This window comes from Bullifex sp., from assembly GCF_034103065.1.
Classification (GTDB): Bacteria; Spirochaetota; Spirochaetia; order Sphaerochaetales; family Sphaerochaetaceae; genus Bullifex.
Window position 1 is genome coordinate 1 of the sequence record NZ_JAXEGN010000277.1, and the last position, 4,408, is coordinate 4,408.

Below are 4,408 nucleotides of genomic sequence, written 5' to 3' on the forward strand. Positions count from 1 at the left end.
GTAAACTGACCTAAGTTTATGAATTAATTTTTTTTGAAAGCAAATTCATAACACTCTCAAGTAAAGATTTTTCTTTTTCTCTAAAACGTGAATAAGAAGTAGAATCGATATCTAATACCCCAAAACCTTCTAAAGGAATTACGATTTCACTTTTAGATGCACTATCACAGGCAATATGTCCAGGAAAGGTATTTACATCATCAACTATTAATGTTTCACCTCTTTTGTATGCACTTCCGCATACGCCCTTTCCTATTTTTATTTTGGTACATGCAGCTTTTCCTTGGAATGGTCCAAGGTAGAGTTCATCATTATCAAGAAGATAAAAGCCACACCAAGAAACATCATCAAGATAATGAAATATAAGACTAGACAAGTTAGCAAGGTCACTTACTAACTTGTCATCACTTTGAAGGTAAGTAGCGATAAAGCCTAAAAACTCTTCATCGCTAGTAAATTCAAAATTACTAATCATTAGATGGTACTCTTAACAGACTTAACTGGAGTAGCAGCTTTGTTTCCACCACGGAGCTTCTTAGCTACCATTGGCTTAACAATTGTGCCAGGACCATTTAAACAGCCTTCTTCACAGCACATTACTTCGATTAAGTCAACTTCTGGAGCTCTCTTCTCCCAAGTCTTCATCAATCTAAACATTTTCTTATCAACGCCATTAATTGGTTGAGTTCTAATTGATTGAGGATTCTCAACACGAGAAAGAACACAGCCAGCAACACCTGTTGATACAGCAAATTCTCTACAGTCAGCAAAGTTTTCTGTATTACCAAGATCTGCAGCAGCTTCTTCTCTGACATCGATATCTTTAGCCATAAAGATAGCAGCAAGCTCACTGAAGGTGATAACACCATCAACACCACCCTTTCTAACTGCTTCTACTCTCTTAGCAAGACATGGTCCAATGAAGACACATTTTGCGTCCTCTCCAAATTTTTCACGAGCAAGCTTTGCTGTATAAATCATTGGGGAGTAAGCATCTGAGTAGCGTTCCTTGAGGAATGTAAGGTGCTTGTTAACAAGTTCCATATAAGCAGGACAGCAGCTAGTTGTCATATAGCCTTCGCCATTAGCCTTCTTGTGCTGAACTTCTTCTGCCTCATGAATAGCTGTAACCTCAGCGCCTTCAGCAACTTCAATTACATCACTAAAGCCTGCCTTAATAATAGCACTCTTAATCTGAGCAAGTGTTCCTGGGTACTGACCTTCAATTGCAGGAGCAATCATAGCAATGACCTTTTCCTTGTTCTTGATCATCTTTACAACAGGCATTAAACCACTCTTTTCAGCAATAGCACCAAATGGGCAGCTTCTTGAGCAACGACCACAGCTAATACAGTTTTTATGATCGATTTCTACAACACCCTTCTCATTCTTTCTTACAGCACCTACTGGACATGCTTCCTCACATGGAACAGGGATGTGTACAACTGCGTGGAATGGACATACATCCATACACTTTCCACAGCGAATACATCTCTCTTCATTGATATGAGCCTGACCATTTATGAAAGAAATTGCATCTTTTGGACAGTTTGCCATACATGGACGAGCAAAACATCCGCGACATGCATCACTGATTCTGTATTGATCAGGAGGACAACCATAACAGCCTGTAGAGATAGTTGTAAGTAATGGAAGAACAGGAGGATTATTATCGATAATCTCTTTAGCATAAGCCTTTAATGGCTTCTGTTCATCGTCAAAACGTTCAATATCAATACCTAAGAGAGCCATAATTCTATAGCGAACCATAGCTCTCTCTTTATAGATACAACAGCGATTTGGAATTCTATCTTTTGGGATAATTGAATATGGAAGAGCATCTACTTTATCCTCAAGCTCATCTGCAAAGAAAAGTTTGAGAACTTCAGTATCAATGCGTCTTTTCATCGCAGTATATTGGTTGTTAAGTTCAAGCATTATTCTTAACAGCCTCCGTTAATAACTTACAAAATTTCTCTTGTGTAACCTTAGAATGAATAACTCCATTAATCTCAACATATGGAGCACCTGCACCATCAGCCTTACATGCATTAAGACATGATGATCCCTCAATCTCACACTCTGCAATGATTGCAGGATCTACGAAATCGTTGTAAAGGAGAAGATCAGAACCACCCTGAACAAAACAAGCAGTTCCTACGCAGATCTTTACCTGTACTTTCTCTTTCTTCATAACTGTTATCCTCCTACAGATATTCTTGTGAAGTTTCTTTTAAATATATATTTTCAAGCGCATTTCTAAGACGCCCTACTATTGTTCTTCTTATACCAATCTCAACAGGAATATTTGGATCCTGATGAGCCTCATTAATCTTAGTTCCTACGATAAAGTGTATTTGGTCACTGTCGAGGAGTATTTCAACAAACTTCTTAACTGGGTCGTTAGGAAGTTGAGAAACAGGAATCTTCTTTTCAAGCACATTTGCTACTCTTGATAAAGTAAGCATACCTTCTGTAACTAAGTCAATTCCATCCATCTTACTTGCAGGTGGAACATCAGGAGACCAACAAGAAAGATCTACCTTAATTTTCGCATTAAATAGTCTTGAAACAATTAATGCAGTTGTACCACCAGAAACAATTTTCTTTCCATCGAAAGCTTTTATTTTCTCACCTAAGATTTCATCTGCTTCCTTTGTAAATGGAGGACCAGTAACAATTACAGTCTTTCTTGGTCTTCTAATATAAACAACTACTGCTGTAATATCGTCCTTTGAACAAAGGCCATCTAATGTATTAGCCTTTTGAACAATTGAACTACTTAACTCTCTAGATGAGATATTAGGATTAGCCTTTATTAGCTCAGATACATACTTTTGTACACCACTAGTTCTCCAGCCAAGAGGAAGACTCTTTCCTAGTCCTGATTGAGAAACACCATCAGAGAACATTATCAAACGCTCTCCGATTTCCATGTTAAATTGAGAGTATTGAACTACTTCCTTTTTAAAGGCAGCTTCTCTCTGTAACTCTCTTTTATCTCTTTGCCAGCTAACAGGTTCACATCCCTTAAAACGAAGTGCTAATGGGTTATCATACTCAACAAGACGAACATTAATATTTTCCATGTTCTCCTTGTAGTGTATATCTGCAATTGTAAAAGTTGAATAGCTTATCTTTCTTTCACGGCATACAGGAAGTGTATTCATGATTATCTCAGCAGAGTGTCCAAGATCAATTGGTGAAAAACTTAGCTTATGAGCCATATGTGCAGTAAGGGAAGCAAGTACATTAGCCTTTACACCTGAGCCAAGTCCATCAGACAGAGTACAGACAATTTTATTACTCTCAGGATTCCTTGAGAGTAAGAAAACATCTCCTCCAATCTTTTGACCATGTTTATAAATCTGAGCGTAGTCTACATCGATAAAGATATTATTCATTAAACCTCTACCTCGTCATCGATAGTAAACCCATCATTGTTAGAGTCCCCATGAACACTGAATGCATCGATTAAGCTATTTAACATAATCTCTGTTTCAGCAGCATTTTCACCTAAAAGTGATGCGATTTGCTGTACAGTTTCAAGAGACTTCTGAATAACATCTTCAGCCTTCTTTACTACTGTTTCACGTTTTACTGTTGGAGATGTGATATCATCAAACATTGCTCCAAGCAGACGATTTTTTTCAACTAAGAAGAAAGTAACACGCAAGAACTTATCTTTGTAGTGAAGTCTATATTGGTTACGCTTTTGAGCATAAAATTCATCAGAGAACTTCTCATAAAATGGAACGAATCTTTCAAGAGGTAATCCAGAGACTAGAGAAAGCATTGAATCATCAAGTAAAGATTCATCCATATCGCCAAAGATTTTTAAGAAGTTAATGTTACAATCAGCGATATTTAAATCTCTATTAACAATTACAACAGCATTTGGAATTGTTCTTAATAGCATATCAACCTTACTCTGTGCTTCCTTTCTCATCTTAGTTACACACATTTCAGCTTCAGCCATGCCAGAAAGATAAGCAACAGCCATATCGCGACAGGTATTATAACCACAACCACCACAATTTAATTCATCTGCCTTGGTATTCTTTCCAAGTTCAAGAAGTGCTTGTCTTATTTCATCCTCAGAAAATACCTTGTTAAAAGTAATATTACTCTTTGGCTGAGCTGAATTAATAATACCATATCCTTTATCTAATACTTCACGAATAAATTCTTCTTTTGGCTCAAAGAGCTTTTCTCCACTATTTATTCTTTCTTCAGTAAATTGAGCTATTGCATTCTTTCTTGCAGCGAGTGATTTACTTTTATCAGATACAGGACCGTTAATACATCCACCTTCACAACCTAACAGCTCTAAGAATGGGTCATTAGCACTACCTTGTGCTAATACATCATGTATTTCATTAACTCCAGAAAGGGCAAGAGCATCACG

General features: G+C 37.1%; 5 protein-coding genes. All 5 read right to left on the bottom strand.

Features of this window, described 5'->3' with window-relative positions; all coding sequences use genetic code 11:
• Positions 1-16: 16 nt before the first annotated feature.
• The gene (locus SOY52_RS10450; protein ID WP_320848896.1) at positions 17-475 is read right to left on the bottom strand and encodes a GAF domain-containing protein; all 459 of its coding nucleotides are present in this window, start codon (positions 473-475) and stop codon (positions 17-19) included.
• A complete protein-coding gene (locus SOY52_RS10455; protein ID WP_320848897.1) occupies positions 475-1,938 on the bottom strand; it encodes a monomeric [FeFe] hydrogenase in 1,464 nt (487 codons plus the stop codon). The genes SOY52_RS10450 and SOY52_RS10455 overlap by 1 nt, the downstream gene beginning before the upstream one ends.
• Entirely contained in the window at positions 1,931-2,194 is a 264-nt protein-coding gene (locus SOY52_RS10460; RefSeq protein WP_320848898.1) for a hypothetical protein, read from the bottom strand. Before SOY52_RS10460 ends, SOY52_RS10455 begins: the two co-directional genes overlap by 8 nt.
• Before the next feature lie 13 nt (positions 2,195-2,207).
• The gene (locus SOY52_RS10465) at positions 2,208-3,404 is read right to left on the bottom strand and encodes a SpoIIE family protein phosphatase (protein WP_320848899.1); all 1,197 of its coding nucleotides are present in this window, start codon (positions 3,402-3,404) and stop codon (positions 2,208-2,210) included.
• A partial coding sequence (locus tag SOY52_RS10470; RefSeq protein WP_320848900.1) for a (Fe-S)-binding protein occupies positions 3,404-4,408 on the bottom strand: 1,005 nt, incomplete at its 5' end. The genes SOY52_RS10465 and SOY52_RS10470, both read right to left, overlap by 1 nt.